Annotated in this window: 21 protein-coding genes and 1 tRNA gene; 21 read left to right on the top strand and 1 reads right to left on the bottom strand. The window is 25.5% G+C overall.

Features of this window, described 5'->3' with window-relative positions; genetic code table 11:
• The first annotated feature begins 13 nt into the window (after positions 1-13).
• The 11 genes from D9T19_RS13790 to D9T19_RS13740 are packed head-to-tail and all read left to right on the top strand — an operon-like array spanning position 14 to position 10,428.
• On the top strand, positions 14-715 hold the full coding sequence (locus D9T19_RS13790; RefSeq protein WP_205588730.1) for an inositol monophosphatase family protein: 702 nt from the start codon (positions 14-16) through the stop codon (positions 713-715).
• A 46-nt stretch (positions 716-761) separates the two neighbouring features.
• Positions 762-1,016, top strand: a complete 255-nt coding sequence (locus D9T19_RS13785) for a YfhL family 4Fe-4S dicluster ferredoxin (RefSeq protein WP_121628827.1) — start codon at positions 762-764, stop codon at positions 1,014-1,016.
• Positions 1,016-2,491, top strand: coding sequence for a Ppx/GppA phosphatase family protein (locus tag D9T19_RS13780; protein ID WP_121628826.1), 1,476 nt, complete (start codon positions 1,016-1,018; stop codon positions 2,489-2,491). Before D9T19_RS13785 ends, D9T19_RS13780 begins: the two co-directional genes overlap by 1 nt.
• A complete protein-coding gene (locus D9T19_RS13775; RefSeq protein ID WP_121628825.1) occupies positions 2,491-3,396 on the top strand; it encodes a lipid A biosynthesis lauroyl acyltransferase in 906 nt (301 codons plus the stop codon). The genes D9T19_RS13780 and D9T19_RS13775 overlap by 1 nt, the downstream gene beginning before the upstream one ends.
• Positions 3,374-4,243 (top strand): ELM1/GtrOC1 family putative glycosyltransferase, encoded by an 870-nt coding sequence (locus D9T19_RS13770; RefSeq protein ID WP_121628824.1) that lies wholly within the window; start codon positions 3,374-3,376, stop codon positions 4,241-4,243. Before D9T19_RS13775 ends, D9T19_RS13770 begins: the two co-directional genes overlap by 23 nt.
• Before the next feature lie 10 nt (positions 4,244-4,253).
• The gene (locus D9T19_RS13765) at positions 4,254-5,519 is read left to right on the top strand and encodes a nucleotide sugar dehydrogenase (RefSeq protein ID WP_121628823.1); all 1,266 of its coding nucleotides are present in this window, start codon (positions 4,254-4,256) and stop codon (positions 5,517-5,519) included.
• Positions 5,520-5,522: 3 nt separating this feature from the next.
• Positions 5,523-6,608, top strand: coding sequence for a glycosyltransferase family 4 protein (locus tag D9T19_RS13760; RefSeq protein ID WP_121628822.1), 1,086 nt, complete (start codon positions 5,523-5,525; stop codon positions 6,606-6,608).
• Between the two features lies 1 nt (position 6,609).
• The gene (locus D9T19_RS13755; protein ID WP_121628821.1) at positions 6,610-7,428 is read left to right on the top strand and encodes a polysaccharide deacetylase family protein; all 819 of its coding nucleotides are present in this window, start codon (positions 6,610-6,612) and stop codon (positions 7,426-7,428) included.
• Positions 7,425-8,441 (top strand): glycosyltransferase family 4 protein, encoded by a 1,017-nt coding sequence (locus D9T19_RS13750; RefSeq protein ID WP_121628820.1) that lies wholly within the window; start codon positions 7,425-7,427, stop codon positions 8,439-8,441. The genes D9T19_RS13755 and D9T19_RS13750 overlap by 4 nt, the downstream gene beginning before the upstream one ends.
• Positions 8,441-9,445 (top strand): ELM1/GtrOC1 family putative glycosyltransferase, encoded by a 1,005-nt coding sequence (locus tag D9T19_RS13745; protein WP_121628819.1) that lies wholly within the window; start codon positions 8,441-8,443, stop codon positions 9,443-9,445. The genes D9T19_RS13750 and D9T19_RS13745 overlap by 1 nt, the downstream gene beginning before the upstream one ends.
• Complete coding sequence (locus tag D9T19_RS13740; RefSeq protein WP_121628818.1) at positions 9,442-10,428, top strand: hypothetical protein; 987 nt, start codon at positions 9,442-9,444, stop codon at positions 10,426-10,428. The genes D9T19_RS13745 and D9T19_RS13740 overlap by 4 nt, the downstream gene beginning before the upstream one ends.
• Here the strand turns inward: D9T19_RS13740 and D9T19_RS13735 are convergent.
• Positions 10,411-11,649 carry an O-antigen ligase family protein gene (locus D9T19_RS13735; protein WP_121628817.1) on the bottom strand — a complete coding sequence of 413 codons (1,239 nt, stop codon included), beginning with the start codon at positions 11,647-11,649 and terminating at the stop codon, positions 10,411-10,413. The two genes, D9T19_RS13740 and D9T19_RS13735, sit on opposite strands and share 18 nt — an antisense overlap.
• Before the next feature lie 171 nt (positions 11,650-11,820).
• Here D9T19_RS13735 and D9T19_RS13730 point away from each other — a divergent pair, with 171 nt between their 5' ends.
• The 10 genes from D9T19_RS13730 (at position 11,821) to D9T19_RS13685 (ending at position 21,130) form a co-directional block, all read left to right on the top strand.
• The gene (locus tag D9T19_RS13730; protein WP_121628816.1) at positions 11,821-12,690 is read left to right on the top strand and encodes a glycosyltransferase; all 870 of its coding nucleotides are present in this window, start codon (positions 11,821-11,823) and stop codon (positions 12,688-12,690) included.
• A gap of 61 nt (positions 12,691-12,751) precedes the next feature.
• Positions 12,752-12,940 (top strand): 50S ribosomal protein L28, encoded by a 189-nt coding sequence (gene rpmB / locus D9T19_RS13725; protein WP_121628815.1) that lies wholly within the window; start codon positions 12,752-12,754, stop codon positions 12,938-12,940.
• Positions 12,941-12,961: 21 nt separating this feature from the next.
• Positions 12,962-14,083 (top strand): potassium channel family protein, encoded by a 1,122-nt coding sequence (locus tag D9T19_RS13720; protein ID WP_121628814.1) that lies wholly within the window; start codon positions 12,962-12,964, stop codon positions 14,081-14,083.
• A gap of 3 nt (positions 14,084-14,086) precedes the next feature.
• Positions 14,087-15,268 carry a bifunctional glutamate N-acetyltransferase/amino-acid acetyltransferase ArgJ gene (argJ, locus tag D9T19_RS13715; RefSeq protein WP_121628813.1) on the top strand — a complete coding sequence of 394 codons (1,182 nt, stop codon included), beginning with the start codon at positions 14,087-14,089 and terminating at the stop codon, positions 15,266-15,268.
• Between the two features lie 64 nt (positions 15,269-15,332).
• Positions 15,333-15,548, top strand: coding sequence for an HP1242/YdcH family protein (locus D9T19_RS13710; protein ID WP_121628812.1), 216 nt, complete (start codon positions 15,333-15,335; stop codon positions 15,546-15,548).
• Positions 15,549-15,688: 140 nt separating this feature from the next.
• The gene (gyrA, locus tag D9T19_RS13705) at positions 15,689-18,304 is read left to right on the top strand and encodes a DNA gyrase subunit A (RefSeq protein WP_121628811.1); all 2,616 of its coding nucleotides are present in this window, start codon (positions 15,689-15,691) and stop codon (positions 18,302-18,304) included.
• Positions 18,305-19,342, top strand: coding sequence for an aspartate-semialdehyde dehydrogenase (locus tag D9T19_RS13700; RefSeq protein WP_121628810.1), 1,038 nt, complete (start codon positions 18,305-18,307; stop codon positions 19,340-19,342). It begins immediately after the preceding gene.
• Entirely contained in the window at positions 19,342-19,875 is a 534-nt protein-coding gene (locus tag D9T19_RS13695) for a YqhA family protein (protein ID WP_205588729.1), read from the top strand. Before D9T19_RS13700 ends, D9T19_RS13695 begins: the two co-directional genes overlap by 1 nt.
• 14 nt (positions 19,876-19,889) lie before the next feature.
• Positions 19,890-20,927 carry a uroporphyrinogen decarboxylase gene (hemE, locus tag D9T19_RS13690; protein WP_121628809.1) on the top strand — a complete coding sequence of 346 codons (1,038 nt, stop codon included), beginning with the start codon at positions 19,890-19,892 and terminating at the stop codon, positions 20,925-20,927.
• Positions 20,928-21,055: 128 nt separating this feature from the next.
• Positions 21,056-21,130: transfer RNA gene (locus D9T19_RS13685), tRNA-Asn, on the top strand.

The raw sequence follows: 21,130 nt of genomic DNA, 5'->3' as shown, positions 1-21,130 counted from the left end.
CTTTATAAAGGCTGTGATTTTATCAAACAGAGAACTCTTCTTTTATATAAATAATAATCTTACAAATAATGATTTAAAATTTACAGAGAAAATTGGTTACGGTGGAGATAAAACTCTAAATATTGATTTGATTGCAGAAAAAATATTTATTAAATATTTAGAAGTATTTGGAAATATTTATTCAGAAGAATGTGGAAGATTATCAAGTAACAAAAAATTTGATGTAGTAATTGATCCTCTTGATGGAAGTGATAATTTTTCTTCAAATTTAGCTTATTATGGAACTTCTATTGCCTTAGTTTATAAAGAAGAAATCCTTGCAGGTTTTGTTTGTAATCTAGCTAATGGTGTTTTAACATATAAAGCTTTTGACGAAAAAGTAAAATTTGAGTTTTTTTTAGAATCAAGAAATCCTTTATTAGTTTCAAATGATAAAAAGTTTGGTATTTTTGAAAGAGCATATGCTTATCCTAAAATTTGTACAGAATTAAGACATCAGAATATTAAATTTAGATCTCCTGGTGCTGTTGCAATATCTTTATGTAATGCAAGAAACTATACGTTTGTCTTATTAGCAGGTAATATTAGAGAGTTTGATATTTTAGCTTCATTATATATTTGTAATGATCTATTTCTATACAAAACAGATAAATTTGTACTTATATCTAAAAATAAAGTGTTATTCAATCAAATTAAAGAAATAATTAAAGAATAATTGGTTATAACTCCAAGATATATAATTTATTGTAGGAAAGTGTTAAATGTCATTAATTATTACTGATGAATGTATCGCGTGCGATGCATGTAGAGAAGAGTGCCCAAACTATGCAATTGAAGAGGGTGACCCAATATACTTAATTGATTCTGACAGATGTACAGAATGTGTTGGTCACTATGAAGAACCTTCATGTATAGAAGTTTGTCCAGTTGATTGTATTATCATAGATCCAGATAATCAGGAAACAATGGAAGAATTAAAGTTTAAGTTTAAACAATTAGAAGAAGAAGAAGTTTAATGTCTAAAGTCACAACTATTATAGATATTGGGTCCAACTCAATGCGTATGGTTGTTTTACAAAAAAGTAGTAGATTTGCATTTAATTTAATAAATGAAACGAAAAGTAGGGTGAAAATTTCTGAAGGCTGTTACGAAAATAACGGAAACCTTCAAGAAATTCCTATGCAACGTGCTTATGAATCTATGAAATCTTTTTTAAATATATCCCAATCGCTAAAATCAAGAAAAGTAATTTGTGTTGCTACATCAGCCCTAAGAGATGCTCCTAATGCTAAATCATTTTTATCTAGAATAAAAAAAGATTTTGGTTTAAGTATAAAAGTTATTGATGGAGAGAAAGAAGCATATTATGGTGGCGTTGCTGCTTTAAATCTTATTCACGATGATAGTTTTGTAACAGTTGATATTGGTGGTGGTTCTACAGAGTTTTGTTTTGTAAAAGATAAAAATATTGTAAAATCTATATCTTTAAATATTGGTACTGTACGTATTAAAGAATTATTCTTTAATAAGAATGATATTGATGGTGCAAGAGCATATATAATAGATAGTTTAAGAAAGATTTTTGAACATAATGTAGAAATTCCTGATACAATTGTTGGTATTGGTGGAAGTATTAGATCTATTTCAAAAATAATTATGCAAAGAAATGAATATCCTTTAGATATTTTACATGGATATAAATATAAAGTTTCAAATGAAGAGAGTTTTTTAGATGAAATCATTAACGCAAAAGATAATGATGAGTTAAAATCACTTGGTGTGAAAAAAGATAGATTTGATACTATAAAAGAAGGTACATTTATTTTTAAAACAATTTTAGATGAATTAAATATTTCAAAAGTAATCACATCGGGTGCTGGTGTACGCGAGGGTGTTTATTTAAGTGATTTATTAAGAACTTCAAATTGTAAATTTCCTTCTAATTTTAATGTAAGTGTAAGATCATTACTTGATAGATTTCAAATCGATCCTAAACAAAGTGCATATATGGGGATTAATGCTTCGAAAATATTTGAAGTATTAAAACCTATTCATAATTTAGAAGATAAATATAAAACGTATTTGGTAATTGCTTCTAAACTTCACTCAATTGGTTCAACTTTAAATTTTTACAAATCAAATGATAATGCATTTGATTTTATTTTAAATGGTTTATCTTATGATTTTATGCATACAACAAGAGTTATAATCGCACATATAATTAAGTTTTCTAAAAAATCATTACCTTCAAAAAAAGATATATTAATTTATGAAGAATTACTTCCTGATATTGAAGTTATGAGATGGTTGTCTTTTATGATTTCTTTAAATATATTAACAAATTTAGATTTATCTAGACCAAAGATTAATTATACTTTAGATGAAGATACAAATTCATTAACATTAGAACTTGAAAATAATACTTTTTTAATTAATTCAAATATTGAAAAATTAGAATTACCAAAAGAGTTTAACCTAAGTATTTTATAATGAAGAAGATTGTTTATAAAATATTTTTAGCTTTGGTATTTATTTTAAGAAAATCTCCAAAATTTATACGACGAGGTTTTTTTAGATTTCTATCAGCACTTGCTTATTTATTTGCTAATAAAACAAATAAAATTATAAAAACAAATTTAAAATTTATTTTTAATGATAAAATTTCTGAAAAAGAGATAAAAGAAATTCAAAAATATTCATATTTTAATATGTTGTTATGGGTTCAATCACTTATAGAAAATTTAGATATTACAGATGAAGAATTATTAAATACAGTATCAATTGAAAATAAAGAAATAGTAGAAAAAGTTATCTCTGAGAATAAACCTATTATTTTTATTTCGGCGCATTTTGGTAATATGGAAATGCTTAGTACGTATATTAATAAAAATGTAGCAAAATTACATCAGGTAGCAAGACAATCAAATTTTGAAGAAATTGATGAATTTATTGTAAAAGCAAGAGAAAAATCAGGATCAAAAATAGTATTTAGAAAAGGTGCTGTTAAAAAACTTGTAAAAGCCTTAATTAAAAAAGAAGCAATATCTTTAATCATTGATCAAAATATTAATTCAAGAGAAGGTACACAAGTAGACTTTTTAGGAAAAAAAGCATATCAAGCATCAACTTCTGCAATTCTTGCTAGAAAATTCGATGCTGTTATTATTCCACTTGCTATATTTAATAAAAATGATTACAAATATAAAATAAAAGTTTATAATCCTATATTACCTATAAAAACAGAAAATGAAGAAAATGATATAAAAGAGTTATCTCAACTTCAAGCTAATGCAATATCTGATATAATACTTGAAGATAAAAAACAATGGTTTTGGCCTCATAAAAGGTTTAAGAGTCATTATAGAGAGATATATGAAAAGAATTTTAATAATTAGTGATGGAAAACCAGGTCACTTAAATCAATCAATTGCATTTTGTAAGATAAAAAAAATAAGCTACGATATATTAGAAGTGAAATTTAAATCAAAATTTTTTAAATTACTTACATATGCTTTAGATAAACTCCAAAAATATTCAGATGAATTATTTAAAGAATATAAAAAATATAATTTTGACTTCTACGATGCTGTAGTTAGTACTGGTTCTGGAACTTATTATTTTAATAAGTTTATTTCTAAAAAAAATAATATAAAATCAATAGCATTAATGCTTCCTAAATCTTATAATTATAAAGATTTTTATTATATTTTAGCTCAAGAGCATGACAATGCTCCAAAACTTGGTAATATAATTTCCCTTCCTTTAAATTTATCATACACAAAGCCAAAAGGTATAATTAAAAGTAATGAAAAATCACTAGGTATAATCATTGGTGGGGATAATAGTATTTTCAAAATGGATGTGGAAAATATTAGAAATGTATTAAATATAATAAGTAAAAATTATGATGGTTATTTAAAGTATATTACTACTTCAAGAAGAACATCTAAGCAAATAGAAGATTTAATAAATGAATATGATTTTGATTATAAATTAATTTATTCAGATACTCCCTCAATAAATCCAATACCAGATTTTATAGATAAATGTGAAGAATTATTTATTACAATTGATTCTACATCAATGCTTAGTGAAGCAAGAGCAAATACAGATGCACCAATTACAATAATTAATCTTAGAGCAAGTAAAACGGATACAAAGTTCCATAAACTAGCTGAGATTGTAAATAATATAGATAAAAAATTAGATTTTAGTAAATTACTAGAAAAAGTTGAAATATAGAAGGTTTTAAATGAATAATAAAATATGTATAGTAGGTCTAGGATATGTAGGTTTACCTTTAGCAGCAGCATTCGCAACAAAATATGATGTTGTAGGTTTTGATATAAATCAACCAAGAATTGAAGAATTATCTAAAGGTTACGATAGAACTTTAGAATTAGAAAAAGAACAACTTCTTGCTGTAAAAGATAAATTAATTTATTCTTCAAATATAGAAGATATAAAAGATTGTAATATTTATATTGTTACAGTTCCCACTCCAATTGACCACTCAAATAGACCTGATTTAACACCTTTGATTAAATCTTCTCAAACTATTGGTAAAGTACTTAAAAAAGATGATATTGTAATTTATGAATCAACAGTTTATCCAGGTGTTACAGAAGAAGTATGTGTGCCTCAACTTGAAATTACTTCAGGAATGAAATTTAATACAGATTTCTTCTGTGGATATTCTCCTGAGAGAATAAACCCAGGTGATAAAGAACATACAGTTACAAAAATACTTAAAATTACATCAGGTTCAACACCTAAAATTGCTGATATTGTAGATGATTTATATAAAAGTATAATAACAGCAGGAACTCATAAAGCAAGCTCAATAAAAGTAGCAGAAGCTGCAAAAGTAATTGAAAATACACAAAGAGATGTAAATATTGGATTAGTAAATGAATTAGCATTAATCTTTGATGTTATGAATATAAATACAAATGATGTAATAGAAGCTGCAGCAACAAAATGGAATTTTATAAAACTAAAACCAGGTTTAGTAGGTGGACATTGTATTGGTGTTGATCCATATTATCTTACTTATAAATCAGAAGAATTAGGATATAAACCAAATCTTATTTTAGGTGCAAGACAAATCAATAATGGTATGGGTAAATTTATAGCAGAAAAAACTATAAAACTTATGATAAAAAATGGAAAAATAATAAAAGATGCAAATATTTTAGTAATGGGATTAACTTTTAAAGAAAATTGCCCTGATATTAGAAATACAAAAGTAGTAGATATTATCAAAGAACTAAAAGACTATGGTGCAAATATTGATGTATATGAACCATGGATTGATGAAAAAGATAAAGACTATTATGATTATACTTTTGTTGAAAATCCATTTAAATCAAATAAAAAATATGATTCAATAGTTGTAGCTGTTGGACATAATAAATTTAAAGAATTAAGTCAAGAAGAATATGAAAATATCATTAATGATGAAAAAATTATTATAGATGTAAAAGGAATAGTTCCTAATCCTACTTGGAAACTATAATATATGAGAATTGTACAGTTACTTCCAGAGCTAAATGAAGGTGGAGTTGAACGTGGTGTTGTTGAACTAAATCGCGAATATGTAAAAAAAGCAATTGAATCGTATGTTATTAGCAATGGCGGGAAACTTGATAATCAAATAAATATTGATGGCGGAACTCATATCAAATTTGATGTTTGTAGTAAAAATATATTTACATCATTTTCAAGAATCAACAAATTAAAAAAGATTTTGAAACAGATTAATCCTGATATTATTCATGTAAGAAGTAGAGTACCAGCTTGGCTTGTTTATTTTGCAAATAAAAAACTAAATATAAAAGTTGTATCTACTGTTCATGGTTTCAATTCTGTTAGTTTTTATAGTAAAATAATGCAAAATGCTAATGCAGTTATTTGTGTAAGTGGAAGTATTAAAGAGTATATTCAAAAACATTACCAAACACCAGAAAATAAAATAACTATAATTCCTAGAGGAATTGATTTGGATGTTTTTAACCCTAAAAATATATCAAATGATTTTATATCAAATTTTAAAAAAGAAAATAATCTAGAAAATAAATTTATAATCTCAAGTGTAGGAAGAATTACACAATTAAAAGATTATGAAACATTTATAAAAGCAGTATCAATTGTTAAAAATATAATCCCAAATGTAAAAGCTTTAATAGTTGGTGGTGTTAGAAGTGATAAAGAAGATTATTTAAACTCACTAAAAAAACTAATCATAGAATTAGACTTAAAAGATAATATCATTTTTACCGGAAGTCAAAGTAAAATAGCAGAAATTTATGCATTAAGTAATGTGGTAGTTAGTAGCTCAAAAAAACCAGAAAGTTTCGGACGTGCAGTTGCTGAATCAATTGCAATGAATACACCTGTAATTGCCACTAATCATGGTGGTGTAAAAGATATTATAAAAGAAAATGAAAACGGCTTTTTCTTTGAAGTTGGAAATGAAAAAGAATTAGCAAATAATATTATAAAATCTAAAAATTTCAATTTTGATGGATATACTTATATATCTGATAATTTTTCTTTGGAGAATATGTTAGAATTGAATTTAAAAGTTTATAGGAGGGTATTATAATTTGGAATATTTATTAATATTTTTATTTATTTTAGCTATTTATTACTCTTTTAGATATGCATGGTGGACTAAAACTGTTAATTTAAAGTATCCTCGTATTCTTATGTATCATATGATTAGTAAACATAAAAAGGGTGCAAAATTTAATGGTTTAAGAGTTGATCCTATAGAATTTGAGAAACAAATAAAATATTTAGTAGATACTGGTTGGACTTTTTTTACTATGAGTGAATTAATTAACTCTAAAAGCTCTTTACCTAATAAATCTGTTGCTATTACATTTGATGATGGGTATGAAGATAATTTTACTAATGCTTTTCCTATTCTTGAAAAATATAATGTTAAAGCTACAATATATTTAGTTGTGCATAGACATAATAGAGAATGGTCATCAAAACGAAAAAAGAAAAATAATAATGGTGAATTGAAAAATGAACCTAAGTTATTAGATGAGCAAATTGTTAAACTTATAAATTCGGGATTGATTGAAATTGGTTCTCATACTATGACACATAACAATTTGCCAACACTAAGTAGTAATGATAAGAAAAATGAAATTTATAATTCTAAAATAATAATAGAAGAAAATTTTAAAATAAAATGTAATTCTTTTTGTTATCCTTTTGGTTTATATGACAATGAAGATATTCAAATTACCAAAGATTCCTTTTATACAAATGCAGTGACTACTAAAAAAGGTATTAATAATTTAACTAAAGCTAACATATTTGAACTTGATAGAATTACTATTAGTGGAAAAGATAATATTCTTGCTTTTAAAATTAAATTAAAAAGAGGATTGAGAGGATTAAATAAATGAGAATATGTCAAGTTCTTGCTGGAAATGAAGATGGTGGATTAGAAAAACATACTATTGAATTATCAAAACAATTAGTAAAAAAAGGTTTTAATGTTACAGTTATCGCACATAAAGATTTTGAGAAATTCTTTGAAAATATAAACTTTATCCCTCTTGATTTATCAAAAAGTAGAAATAATTTTTTTATTCTATTTAAGCTTTTGAAAATATTAAAAAAAGAAAATTTTGATATTATTCATACTCAAGCAAATAAAGCTACATCAATGGTAATAAAATTAAAACCATTTATTAACTCAAAGATTATTTCAACACTACATAACTATAAAAACAATTTGTCATCTTTTGAAAAAAGTGATTTTGTAATTACAGTTTCTGATTATATTGGAAAAAAATTAAAAACAAAGAATAAAGTTGTAATTTATAATGGAATTGAATTTAATAGTAATGAAAATTTAAAAATAGATCTTTGCGAGAAATATAATATAGAAAAAAACAAATTCATAATCTGTAGTGTTGCGCGATTAACAAAGGTGAAAAGATTTGAATTAATTTTAATGGCAATTAAAAATTTAGATTTACATTTAATTTTAGTTGGTTCAGGAGAAGAAGAAAATAATCTTAAGAAAGAAGCAGAAAAATTAAATATAAAGAATAAAATAACATTTACAGGTAATGTAGTAAATACAGATGTCAAAAAAATTGTTACATCATCTTCTTTATTTGTAATGTCATCTGATAATGAAGGTTTTCCCTATACTTTTGTTGAGACTATGTTCTGTAAAACACCATTTATTTCAACACCAGTTTCAGATATGCCTAAACTTCTTGGTAATAAATATATTGTACCTTTTTCAAATGCAAATGAAATTTCTACTAAAATAGGATATGTAAAAGATAATTATGAAAAAGTATTAAAAGAATTTCAAGAAAAATTTAATTATGCAGAAAAAAAATTTACTATTGAAAATATGGTAGATGAGACAATTGATATATATAATAAAGTTTTAAAATAATGAAAGTATTAGTAATAAAAGATGATAAACCAGGTCATTATAATCAAACAGAAGGTTTAATATTATATTTAAAAGATATTTTTGAAGATTTAGAAATAGAATATATAGAAATTGAAATAAAATCAAAACTAAAAAGGAAAATATTAAGAATTTTATTAAATACTTTCCCTAATTTTTTTACAGAAAATAGTATAAAATATCTTCCTTTTTTTTATAAAAAGTTTGATACTCCTAAAAATAAGCCAGATTTGATTATTTCAACAGGTGGAAACACATCAAATTTAAATGTTTGGTTTTCAAAGATATATAAATGTAAAAATATTCTAAATGGAGCTTTGAGAGGACTAAAAGAAGAACTCTTTACATATATTACAACTGTTATTGATTTAGGATATAAAAATCAAATTATTTTAGATGTTGCACCTAGTGTAGTTACGAAAGAGAAATTAAGAGTAAAATCGGAAGAATTTATAGACTTAACTAATTTAGATAGTAATCAAAAATATTATACATTATTAATAGGTGGTAATGGGGCTGGATATAAATATGATAATAAATTTTATGATAACTTAATAAATTTTGTAAAAAAAACTTCTAAAGAAAAAAGAATTAAATGGCTTATTACAACTTCAAGAAGAACACCTTTAGATATAGAGTCTAAATTAGAAAAAGAATTAAAAGATTATTATTCTTATTTTGTGGCATATAATAAAAAAGAAGAAAAGATATTATTAGCATTTTTAGGTTTATGCACATCTGTATTTGTAACAGAAGAGAGTTCTTCTATGATAAGTGAAGCAATTTCTTCGTCAAAAAAAGTTTATACTATAGGAAATGAATATTCAAAATCAGATAAAAATTATAAAAATATATTAATGAAATTTGAAGTAAATAAACAAATAATCAGATTAAATAATTTTGATTTAGAAGAAAAAAGAATTAAATTTAATAATATAAATATTAATGGAAATTTCAAAGCTTTTATAAGGAATAATTTCGAATGAGTAAAGTTTCTATTTCATTAGCACGAACACCTTTCCAATTATTTAATTGCATAGAAGCAATTAAAGAATTTAATAGAAAAGGTTCTAATATTGTTATATGTATATATAAAAATGAGGTGGATAGAAAGCTTTTTAATGAGATTTTAAAAGAATATTTATGGACTAAAATATATTTTTTCAAATTAGATACTATTAATAAACTTTTTTTCCCATTTATTTTAAATAAAATATTAAAGAGATATGAAAAAATTGAATTTTGTTTTTTTGGTTTGATTACATCTTATATTGTACATTCAATCAATCAAATAAATGCAAAAAATAATATATTAATTGACGATGGTAATGAAACATTTTTAATAGCAAATAATATTAAAAATAATAAATATAAAGATAAATTTAGGAATTCCCTAGGAAATAAAATATTAGGGATAAATCTATCCTTAGATTTTATAATTGAATTGAAAATTTTCACATTTTTTAATTTGGATTCTTATTTCTTAAATAATGTAATTTTAAAAAATAACTTTAATAATTTTAAAGAATCTATAGATACTTTACCTGAAGAAAAAGAGATATTTTTTATAGGTTCAAATTTAATTGATAGTTATATTTCAAAACAATATTTTGAGAATATCATTAAAAATGTTATTGAATATTATAGTGATTATAAAATTACGTATATCCCTCATAGGTATGAAGATTTAGAATATTTGTTAAAAATATCAGAAAAATTTAATTTTAAAATTAAGAAGTTTTCTACAATATTAGAATTGGCTATTTTACAATATGGCAGAAAACCTCATGGATTAATTTCTATTAGATCTACTGCTTTAGAAACAATAGGATATTTGTATGATATTGATTTTTTAAATATTATACAAATAGATACAGAAATGTTATTAAAGAAAGAACAGGTTTTAGAATATAAAAATTTATATAAGAATTATAAACAAAAAAATATTAGTTTAATTGATATTACTTAATTTGTTTTGATATTCTATTTTATAATTTGCTAAGAATAAACCAATTAGAAAAGTAAAAAATAGCATTGCATCTTTTAAATAAAAGAGTATATCAACAAAACTACCAAGTAAATAAATTGATAGAGTAATATTTTTTAATAAATATATTTCTGTATTTTTTATTTTTATTTTAAAAATTTCATATATTATTAAAAAAAATAATATTAGTCCAACTATTCCATATTGAATTAATATTTCCAAATAAATATTATGAAAACTATGTAAAGTTTTAATATAACTAAAATCATTTTTTGACTGTGTATCAATATAATTATTTTTTACTTTTTGACTACCTGCTATTCCTATTCCGAATATTGGATTTTCAATTATTGTATTTTTTGAAATAACCCATAATCCAATTCTTGCGCCAATTGCTGTAGAGTAATTATTCTCAGTTAATACTTTATTTACATCATTTTTAATTAAGTTAATTCTATGTTTAAAATTTGGACTTAAAGAATATGCTAAAAAAATTACAAATATTATAGATGAAATAGTAATTAAAATATATTTGATCCTTTTTTTGAATAAATATAAACTTAATATTAAAAATGTTACTAAGAAAGAAATATATCCTGTTCTCCCACTATTTACTAATAAATTAATTGTTATAGTAATAAAAAATAATATATAAATTATTTGTTTAACTTTTAATCTTTCATTTAAGATTTTTATAAATAGAAAAATAGAAACAATTGCAAGAAAAACACTGTAAGTGGTGTGATGTATAAAAACAGTTGGATTATTTTCTTCCCCAAGTCCTATTTGCCAAAATGAAAAATAATTACCATAAGAAAGAATTTCACTAATTAACATTCCAAAAATGAAAAAACTTAGAGTATATTCAAAGTACTCTTTTTTTAAATATTTAAACATTATAAAAATTGGTAAATAGTACCAATATCTTCTGATATAATTTAAGGCTTCTTGTAATGTTGAATCACTCCAAAAATAAGATAATAGAGAGTAAGTTATAAATATTCCAAAAAATAAAAATAAATTTGTTTTAGGTAGGATAAAACTATATTTAGTTTTATCCGTTATCCATAACACAATTAGTAATATAACAACAATTCTTTTTATTTCAATGGGAAAAGTTAGGGTAAAAGCATATAATACTATTAAATAATTTATTAAATCAATTCTAGGTAGATTTCTAATTTTTTTTATGAAAGTAATCAAGTTTCTCTTTTATATGATAGTTTTGAAGAATATTACACTAAAGACAATAAAAAACATCTGATAATATTCTTTTAGATTTAAATTATTAACTAAAAAAGTTTTAATTTGATTAAGAGATAAATAAGTGAAAATTAAATATTGTTTGATTAAATATAAATACAAAGAGTAAATGTGAGTAAAACATCAATATATTTCAAAACTAAAACAAACCTAATAAAAGAATTACAAAAAGATGAAAGAGTCTTTACATTAAAAAGACAATCACTTTTAAAAAAATTACCTTTTTTTAAAAAAGAGTATGCAGATATATATTTTCATTCAGGAAACTTAGATGCTGAAGCTATTTTAAACATTAAAAATGCAAAGAAAACTATTGTAAATTCAAAACAATTAAGAAGTGAAATTATTGATAAAACAAATATTCCAAAAGAAAATATAGAAGTTATTTATCCAAGTATAAATATGATTTATAAAAAACCAAAAGAAATCAAAGAAAAAATTTGTAAAAAATTTGATATAGATAGTACACCAAAAATCATATTTTTTACTGCAAAAAACTTAAAAACTTCGGGAGTTAAGGAGTTTTTTGATATTATATTATCTTTAAATTCAATGAATAAACAGATAATTATATCTTCAGATAAAAATCAAATAAATAGTCTTAAGTTTCTTATATCAAAATATAACTTTGGTAATGAAGTTTTATTACTTGAAAATTATTCAAATATAAATGAGTTGTTTTTAGCTGCAGATATATTTATTCTTCCAACATATAATAAAAGTTTTGCAACGAATATTTTAAAAGCAATGTATTGTAAATGTGCTGTTTTAACCACGATAAGTAATTATTCAAGTGAATTACTTGATATTTTTGCTACAATGGAAAATCCTACTGATTCAACAACTTCATATAAAGTTGATGCCTTATTAAGTAGAGAAGAAGACTTGAAATATATCCAAAAAGAAAATAGAAAAATTGCAAAAAAATATGAATTATTTAAGAATTTGGATAAATTAAATACTATAATAGATACAATTTAAATAAACATTAAGATAAATAAGGTAAAATACGCCAATATTTTTCACTATAGAAGGAAGACAAATGTCAAGAAGATGTGCAATATCAGGAAAAGGACCTATGGTTGGTAACAACGTAAGTCATGCTAAAAATAGAACTAAGAAAAGATTTTTACCTAACTTAAGAACAGTTAGAGTTACATTAGAAGATGGAACAACTCAGAAAATTAAAATTTCTGCAAAAGAGCTAAGAACTCTTAAAAAACACTCATAAAAGGCTATTGAAAGTGCTTTTATGAGCATCTTTATAAAAGTCAGAAAAGCTCTTGGCTGGAAATTTAGTACAGCCAAGCCTGAGTATGATCTCAACCCATTAATTTACGCTCAATTAAAACCATTTAGGTTACCCCTTGTACTTCTCCAAGTTATCATGATGATAGGAACACTTGGATATATAATTATTGATGATTTCCCAATTTTAGATGCTATTTATCAAACTGGAATAACATTTACAACTGTTGGTTTTGGTGAAGTTGCTGAAATATCACAAGCAGGAAGATTTTTTACAATTACACTTATCATTTTTGGCTTTGCTATTTTTACATTTTCTACAGCTGTTTTAATAAATGTAATGATTAAAGGACGATTATTTGATTTATATAAGGAAAGAAGTATGCTTTACAAAATTGCAAGATTAAGAAAACACTTTGTTATTTTTTATCATAATGAATATACAGCTCAATTAGCAAGACAATTTAGGGTCAATCATATTCCTTTTGTTGTTGTTGATCCAAGTGATGATATTGAAGCCATAGCTAAAGAGAATGGTTATCCTTACTATGTTAAGGAAGAGCCATATAAAGAACTTGGATTTTTGAAATCTCATTTAAGTTCTGCTAAAGGTGCAATATCTTTATCAAAAAGTATATCAGATAATATTACTTTAATTGCTTCAGTTAGATTATATGAAAAAGAATTAGGAAGAAAACCTTTTTTAATAATTTCTAATGCTGAAACACAAAATGAGAAGATTAGACTTAAAAAGTTAGGAGCTGATAAAGTTGTTGCGACTCCTGCTTTAATGGCAAAAAGAGTTTCGGCAATGGCAATTAGACCAGATATGGAAAATGTTCTTGATGAGTTCTTATATAAAAGAGATACTCCAATTGATATGGAAGAGATTTATGTAAATGAAAATTCTTGGGTTGTAAATAGAGAAGTAAAAGATTTACGATTAAGAGATAAATTAAAAGTATCAGTTATTGGAATAACAGAAGAAAAAGGTAGATTTATACAAATGCCAAGAGGAACAATAGTAATCAATGCTAAATCAAAATTATTACTAGTTGGTTCTCAAAAAGGTATTGCAAGATCTAAAAGAATTATTAATTTAAGTAATAAACCAGAGGATATATAAATTATGTTTACAATTTTACCTATAAAAGGTTTCATAGATCAAATAGATGGCTTTAACTGTGATGGTATAAGTGCAGGTTTAAAACCTAGTGGAGATAAAGATTTAGGATTTATCTACATGGATGAACCTTGTGATGTTCAAGCAGTTTTTACTAGTAATAAGTTTCAAGCAGCACCTTTAAAACATTTTTTGCAATATGGAGAAGATTTTAAAACAAATTTTGTTTTAATTAATTCAAAAAATGCAAATGCATTGACTGGTAAAAAGGGTATTGAAGATATTGATACTATTTTTTCACAGTTAGATTTTGATTTAGTAAATCCCGTAATGAGTTCAACAGGAGTTATTGGAAATCCTTTACCCATTGAAAAAATTGTAAATGGTGCTAAATCTTTTGATTTAACACATAAAAATGGTGAAAATTTATCAAAAGCAATAATGACAACAGATGCATATAAAAAAACTTGTATGTATGAAGTGAAACTTGAAGATGGCAGTTCATTTAAAATTGGAGCCGTTGCAAAAGGTGCGGGAATGATAAATCCAAATCTTGCAACTATGTTATGTTTTATTTGTACAGATGCAAATGTACCTGTAGAAGATATGAAAGAAGCTTTAGAAGTTAATAGTAAAACAACTTTTAATGCAATTTCAGTTGATGGTGATACTTCTACAAATGATACAGTGATGTTATTAGCAAATAAAAAATCAAATTCTTATAATAAAGAAGCATTTTTTGAAGTTTTACGATTAGTAATGCATGATATTGCAATGTTAGTTGTTGCAGATGGTGAAGGTGCTAAAAAAGCAGTTGCATTTGAAGTTATAAATGCAGTTTCTGTAGAAGAAGCAGAAATTGCTGCAAAAGCTTTATCAAATTCATTATTAGTAAAAACTGCACTTTTTGGGGAAGATCCAAATTTTGGAAGAATTGCTTCAACAATAGGTGCTAGTAGAATAACTTGTGATGAAGAAACTTTAGTTATATCATACAATGATGTTATTGTTTATAATAAAGGTGAACTTTGCTTTGATGAAATTCAAGAAGCAAAAGCATCAAAAGTATTAAAAAATGATAAATATAAAATAATTTGTGATATTGGATTAGGTAATGCGAGTTTTACTGCATATGGATGTGATTTAGGTCATAGATATGTCGAAATCAATGCTGATTATCGTTCATAATATAAATTATTTTAAGATATAAAACTGTATAATAAAATAACAAAATAAATAAATAGGATGTAAAATGTTTCACGAATATAGAGAATTAATTGCAGAATTAAAAGAAAAAGACGCACATTTCCATAAACTTTTTGATAAACATAATGATTTAGATAATGAAATTGCTAAATTGACACAATCAAATGTAGATGAAGCTGCAATTGATATTAAAAAGAAAGAAAAACTGATGTTAAAAGATGAAGTTTATAATATGATTATTAACTACAAAAATTCTAAATAATTTTCTTGATGAAAAAGGGGTTGAAGTTTAACTTTAACCCCTTTTTTTATGTATTCTCTCTCACTATTTTCTTCTTACAACTTATGCTAAGCGCTTTTTAGATAAAATAACTTAATTTTATAAAACAAAGGCCTTTTTTCATGGAAAACCTTTTCGAAAATCAAGATATTATTGATATAAATATTGAAGATTCTGTTAAAGCTTCATATTTAGATTACTCAATGAGTGTTATTATTGGACGAGCATTACCAGATGCTAGAGATGGATTAAAACCCGTTCATAGAAGAATATTATTTGCTATGCATGATTTAAATATTACATCAAAATCATCTTACAAAAAATCTGCAAGAATTGTTGGAGATGTTATTGGTAAATATCACCCACATGGTGATACTTCTGTTTATGATGCCTTAGTTAGATTAGCACAAGATTTCTCAATGAGACTTCCACTAATTGATGGACAAGGGAACTTCGGTTCTGTTGATGGTGATAGTGCTGCTGCAATGAGATATACCGAAGCACGTATGACTAAAGTAGCTGAAGAAGTTATGAAGGATCTTGATAAAGATACTGTTAACTTTACTCCAAACTATGATGATACGATGAAAGAACCTTCTGTGCTTCCTACAAGACTTCCCACATTGTTATTAAATGGTAGTGAAGGTATTGCAGTTGGTATGGCTACGAAAATTCCTCCTCATAATTCAAATGAGTTATTATCAGCAGTTTTACATATGGTGGATAATCCAGAAGCGACTGCTGATGAATTAATGTATTTTATTAAAGGTCCAGATTTCCCAACAGGTGGAACAATTTTTGGACGGCGTGGAATTATTGATGCATATAATACAGGACGAGGTCGTGTAAGAATTAGAGCTAAGCATCATATTGAAACTAGAGGTAAAAAAGAGATTATAATTCTTGATGAATTACCTTATCAAGTAAATAAAGCTAGATTAATTGAACAAATTGCAAATTTAGCAAAAGATAAGCAAATCGAAGGTATTTCAGAAGTAAGAGATGAATCTGATAGAGATGGTATTAGAGTTGTTATTGAACTTAAAAAAGATTCTATGAGTGAGATTGTTTTAAACAATCTATATAAATCAACTCCAATGGAAAATACATTCGGAATTATTCTTTTAGCTGTTCATAATAAAGAGCCAAAAGTATTTAATTTGCCTCAATTATTGACAATTTTCTTATCTCATAGAAAAACTGTAATTATTAGAAGAACAATTTTTGAGCTTGAAAAAGCAAAAGCAAGAGCACATATTTTAGAAGGTCTAAAAATTGCACTTGATAATATAGATGAAGTTGTTCAAATAATTAAATCATCGTCAAATGATGCAGATGCAAGAGAAAAATTACAGAACAGGTTCTCATTATCTCATATTCAATCTCAAGCTATTTTAGATATGAGATTAGGAAGATTAACAGGTCTTCAAAGAGATAAATTGGAAGCTGAGTATCAAGAATTAATGGTATTAATTCAATATTTAGAAGAAATTCTAAAATCTGAAGATAGATTAAATGAAATTATCAAAGAAGAACTTGAAGAAGTTAAAGAAAAGTTCTCTTCAGATAGAAGAACTGATATTGAAGATTCTTATGATGAAATTGATATAGAAGACTTAATTCCAAATGAGCCAATGGTAGTTACAATTACTCATAATGGTTATGTAAAAAGAGTACCAATTAAATCATATGAAAAACAAAGACGTGGTGGTAAAGGTAAAACAGCAGTTACTACTCATGAAGATGATTTCATAGAAAGATTCTTTGTATCTAATACTCATGATACATTAATGTTTGTAACTAACATGGGTCAATTATACTGGTTAAAAGTATATAAAATACCTGAAGGTTCAAGAACAGCAAAAGGTAAAGCAGTTGTTAATTTAATCAACTTAAGACCTGATGAAAAAATTATGGAAATTATTCCCACAAGCGATTTTGATGAGTCTAAATCTTTAGCATTCTTTACAAAAAATGGTGTTGTAAAAAGAACATCATTATCAGAGTTTTCAAATATTAGATCAAATGGTGTAAGAGCTATTGTTCTTGATGAAGAAGATGAAATTGTAACAGCAAAAATTACAGATGCATCTTCAAAATATTTAATGATATTTACATCTTTAGGTCAATGTATTAGATTTGAGATTGAAAAAACAAGAGAACAAGGTAGAAGTACAAGAGGTGTTAGAGGTATTAAATTTAAACATGACACTGACTTTGTAGTTGATGCTGATGTAATCTCTGATGAAAGTCAAGAGTTATTACCTGTATCTGAAAAAGGTATTGGAAAAAGAACAACAGTTTCTGAATATAGATTAACAAATAGAGCAGGTTCAGGTGTTATATCAATGAAATTATCTAATAGAACAGGTAATGTTGTTGGTGAAGTTTTAGTTGATGAATCGCAAGACTTAATGGCACTTACTTCTATTGGTAAAATGATTAGAGTTGATATGCAAACAATTAGAAAAGCTGGAAGAAATACTTCTGGAGTTATTATTGTTAATGTTGATAAAGATGATAAAGTTGTGTCTATTGCAAAATGTCCAAAAGAAGCTGAAGATATTGAAGTTGATGAAAATGGAAATGTAATAAGATATACAGAAGATGGTGAAATTTTAGTACTTGAACAACCTGAAGGGGTTGTTTTAGAGTCTGATTCAGAAACAAATACACAAGAATCTCCTTCTTTACTTAGTGGAGAAGATGATAAAGAAAATAATGAGGAAAATAAGTAGATGAGAAAATTTAATGTAGCAGTAGTTGGAGCAACTGGTGCTGTTGGAGAAGAACTTTTTAGAGTGATGGAAGCGTATGACTTCCCTGTTGCAAATATTGTGCCATTAGCTAGTGCAAATAGTGCTGGTTCAAAAATAGAATATATTGGAAAAGAATATACTGTTTTAGAATTAACAACTACAGCTTTTGAAGAAAATGAAGTTGATATTGCATTCTTTTCAGCAGGTGGTTCAATTTCTGAAAAATTTGCAAAATATGCAGTTGAAGCAGGTGCTGTTGTAATTGATAATACAAGTCACTTTAGAATGGATCCTAATGTTCCTTTAGTTGTACCTGAGGTTAATCCTGAAGATATTACTTTATGGAAAGAAACTGGAATCATTGCAAACCCAAATTGTTCAACTATTCAAATGGTATTATCTTTAAAACCATTAGATGAATTATATGGAATTAAAAGAGTTGATGTTTCAACTTATCAAGCTGTTTCAGGAGCTGGAAAAGCTGGAATGGAAGAGTTAGTAAAACAAATGCAAGCGTTTTTTGCCTTTAATTTAGATGATGCTAAAAAAGAAGCATTTGCGCATCAAATTGCTTTAAATGTAATTCCTCAAATAGATGTAGCACAAGATAATGGATTTACTAAAGAAGAAATGAAAATGGTAAATGAAACTCAAAAAATTCTTAAAAAGAATATTCAAGTAGCAGCTACTTGTGTAAGAGTTCCAGTTTTAAGATCTCATTCAGAATCAATTACAGTAACATTTGATCAAGATGTTGAAGTTGATGTAAAAGAAGTAAGAAGTTGTTTAGAAAGCTTTGAAAATATTGAAGTTATTGATGATTTAGAAAACAACGCTTATCCAATGCCAATTATAGCAACAGATACTGATATTACTTATGTAGGTAGAATTAGAAAAGATATTTATTCACCTAATGTTGTTCACTATTTTAATGTAGCTGACCAAGTTAGAGTAGGAGCTGCTACAAACTCTGTTAGAATTGCACTTAAATGGATTGAAATGGAAAACGATATTTAATGATAGAAAGACTTTTTGAAGGTGCAATGTGGCAGACTAGATTATTTATTCTTTTAGCTGTTATATTTGGACTTCTTGGTGCAATAACTTTATTTATTGTTGCATCAGTTGATATTTTTGAAGTCTTAAAGTATACATTTAATGTATATATGAACGGCTTACATCCAGAAGATTTTCATGAAGTTATTGTTAGTCAAATAATTGGTGCAGTTGATTTATATCTTATTGCAATTGTAATGTTGATTTTTGCATTTGGTATATATGAACTTTTTATATCTAAAATAGAAGCAGCTGAGAATAAAGAGACAGGAAATAATATACTTGCTATTTCTTCTCTTGATCAATTAAAAGATAAAATTGCTAAAGTAATTATTATGGTACTTGTTGTAGGATTTTTTCAAAGAGTATTACATATGACATATAATAGTGCTTTAGAAATGTTATATTTTGCAGTGTCTATAATGGTACTAGCAATTGGACTTTTCTTTTTAGGAAAAGTTGGTAAAAATGAAAATAAGAAACTTATAGATTAAATAAAAGGTAGAAAATGTCAAAAATATTTGTAGATGCATGTTTAAGAAAAGAAACTCCATATACTCCTGTATGGATGATGAGACAAGCTGGTAGATATTTACCAGAATATATGAAAGTTCGAGCGGAAGCTGGAAATTTTTTAAACCTTTGTCATAATCCCCAAAAAGCTTGTGAAGTTAGTATTCAACCTTTAGATATTGTAGGTGTTGATGCTGCTATTTTATTCTCTGATATTTTAGTAATACCAAATGAAATGGGAATGCATTTAGACTTTGTAAAAGGTGAAGGTCCAATCTTTAAAGATCCAATTGTAAATGAATGTGATGTTGATGCTCTTTTAGGTGGTGAAGAAGCTGCTGATAAATTAACGTATGTGTATGAAACAATTAAACTTTTAAAACAGAAACTTCCAGAAGATAAAGCTCTTATAGGATTTACAGGTGCCCCTTGGACGCTTGCAACTTATATGATTGAAGGTCAAGGTACTAAAACATATAACATTTGTAAAAAAATGATGTATTCTAATCCTAAATTATTACATAAAATTTTAGCTAAAGTTACAGAAGTTGTTAAATACTATATGATTAAACAAATTGAAGCAGGAGCAGATGTTGTTCAAATCTTTGATTCATGGGCTTCAGCAATTGAACCTAATAAATATGATGAATTCTCTTGGAAATATATGATAGAAATAGCTGATTATATTAAATCTAAATATCCTAATGTTCCAATTATTATGTTTCCAAAAGGTGTATCATCATTTATTAATATGGATGGAGTATATGGAAACTTTGATGTATTTGGAGTTGATTGGGGAACACCAATAGCAATGGCTAAGGCTAAGCTAGGTGATAAATATGTACTTCAAGGGAATATGGAACCTTGTAGACTTTATTCAAAAGAAGAAACTACAAAATGTGTAGAGAAAATTCAAGAAACTATGCAAGGTTCTGGACATATATTTAACCTAGGTCATGGAATTTTACCTGATGTTCCTGTTGAAAATGCAAAACACTTTGTAAGCGAATGTCAAAGAGTTTCTAAAAAATAAGTACAAAAAACAAGTAAAAAATAGTGAAAAAAGATATATCTAACAAATTTCATAAAAAAATGGAAAAACACTTGACAAAGAATATCTTTTTTACTATAATTCCACTCCATTAATTAAGGAATACATATTCCGGCATAGCTCAGTGGTAGAGTAGATGACTGTTAATCATTTGGTCCCTGGTTCGAATCCAGGTGCCGGAGCCA

This window comes from Poseidonibacter antarcticus, assembly GCF_003667345.1.
GTDB classification, from domain to species: Bacteria; Campylobacterota; Campylobacteria; order Campylobacterales; family Arcobacteraceae; genus Poseidonibacter; species Poseidonibacter antarcticus.
This window is presented reverse-complemented; position numbering and strand designations above follow the sequence as displayed.